Genomic DNA, 1970 nt, shown 5'->3' on the forward strand with positions numbered 1-1970 from the left:
CATCCGCCCCGCGCTATGACGCGCACGACCTGCGCGACCGCGTGCTCGGGGCGACGGCGACGGCGATCTTCGTCGCCGAAGTGCTGCCGCGGCTGCGCGAGGTCGAGGGTCTGCGGATCACCGAGAACGCCACCGCCCCCGACTACCGCGCCGCCACGAGCGCGCCGGTCGTTTCGGTGGACGGTCAGGCGCGTGACAACGATTGGCTCGATCTGCACGTCACCGTCACGATCGACGGCGAGGCGGTCGATTTCGCGGAACTGTTCACGGCGCTCGCGCGCGACGAGCCGATCCTCGTCCTCCCGAGCGGCACGTACTTCCCGCTCGACGATCCCGAGCTGCAGCGGCTGCGGGAGATCATCGCCGAGGCCAGCGCCCTCTCCGACCGTCCGATCGACAGTCCCGCGATCAGCCGCTATCAACTCGACCTGTGGGACGAACTCGGCGAGCTCGGCATCGTCACCGCTCACGAGGCGCAGTGGTGGCTGAAGGTGCAGTCCCTGTCGGCATCCGCTTCGCTCGCACCCGTCGAACCACCGCCGACGCTGCGCGCGCAGTTGCGTGACTACCAGGTGGCGGGGCTGTCGTGGCTCGAGTTCCTGCGCACGAACGGGCTCGGCGGGGTGCTCGCCGACGACATGGGCCTCGGCAAGACCGTGCAGACCATCGCGATGATGGAGCGGGCGCGACTCGAGGATGCCGAGCTGGCGCCCTTCCTGGTCGTCGCCCCCACCAGCGTTGTGGGCAACTGGGCTGCCGAGTGCGCGCGCTTCGCGCCCGACCTCGTGGTGCGGACCGTCGAGGCGACCGAGAAGCGGCGGGGCACGTCCCTCGCCGACCATGTCGCCGGCGCGCACGTCGTCGTCACGAGCTACGCGCTGTTCCGCATCGAAGCGGAGCAGTACCGCGGCATCGGCTGGTCGGGGCTCATCCTCGACGAGGCGCAGCAGATCAAGAATGCGGCGTCTCAGGGGTATCGCGCGGCGCGCTCGCTCGATGTGCCGTTCACTCTCGCCGTCACGGGTACCCCGCTGGAGAACAATCTCCTCGAGTTCTGGGCGCTCGTCTCGCTCGCGTGCCCCGGACTGCTGGGGGCGCGGACGCACTTCACGGAGTTCTACCGCACCCCCATCGAGCGCGAGGGCGACGCGGAGCGCCTCGCGACGCTGCAGCGACGGGTGCGCCCGTTCCTGCTGCGGCGGACGAAGGATCTCGTCGCGGCGGAGCTTCCCGCCAAGCAGGAGCAGGTCCTCGAGCTCGACCTCCACCCGGCGCACCGCAAGCTCTACGATCGTCGGTTGCAGCGTGAGCGGCAGAAGCTGCTGGGGCTCGTGGACGATATGGCGGGCAACGGCTTCCAGATCTTCCGGACCCTGACACTGCTGCGTCAGCTCGCGCTCGATCCGGCGCTCGTCGACGAGGGCGAGGCGCCGTCGGCGAAACTGGAAGCCCTCGTGGAATTGTTGACCGAGGCGGATGCCGAGGGGCACCGCGTGTTGGTGGTCAGCCAGTTCACCCGGTTCCTGTCGCGAGCGCGCGAGGCGGTGACGGCGGCGGGGCTCGACTATGCGTACCTCGACGGCAGCACGACGAACCGGCAACGGGTGATCGACGACTTCCGGTCGGGGACGGCGCCGGTGTTCCTCGTGTCGTTGAAGGCGGGCGGCTTCGGGCTCAACCTCGTCGAGGCGGACTATGTCGTACTTCTCGACCCGTGGTGGAATCCCGCCGTCGAGGCGCAGGCGATCGACCGCACGCACCGGCTCGGACAGACACGCCCCGTCGTCGTGTACCGGATGGTCGCGCGGGGGACGATCGAGCAGAAGGTGATGGAACTGAAGGCGGTCAAGTCCCAGCTGTTCTCGCGCGTCCTCGATGAGGGTGGAGCGTTCGAGCCCGGCACTCTGACCGCCGACGACATCCGCGGGCTCGTCGAGTAGCCCGGTGCGACCCGCGCTGGCGCGCGGCGC

The 1970-nt window shown here is 69.6% G+C and carries 1 protein-coding gene; it reads left to right on the plus strand.

The genetic code is table 11. The features are described 5' to 3' along the window. Positions 1-1940 (plus strand): DEAD/DEAH box helicase (locus tag WBP48_RS12510; protein WP_424440905.1); only part of this gene is annotated, 1940 nt, incomplete at its 5' end. Between the last annotated feature and the right edge of the window lie 30 nt (positions 1941-1970).

The sequence above is a fragment of the Microbacterium sp. genome (assembly GCF_049661145.1).
Classification (GTDB): Bacteria; Actinomycetota; Actinomycetes; order Actinomycetales; family Microbacteriaceae; genus Microbacterium.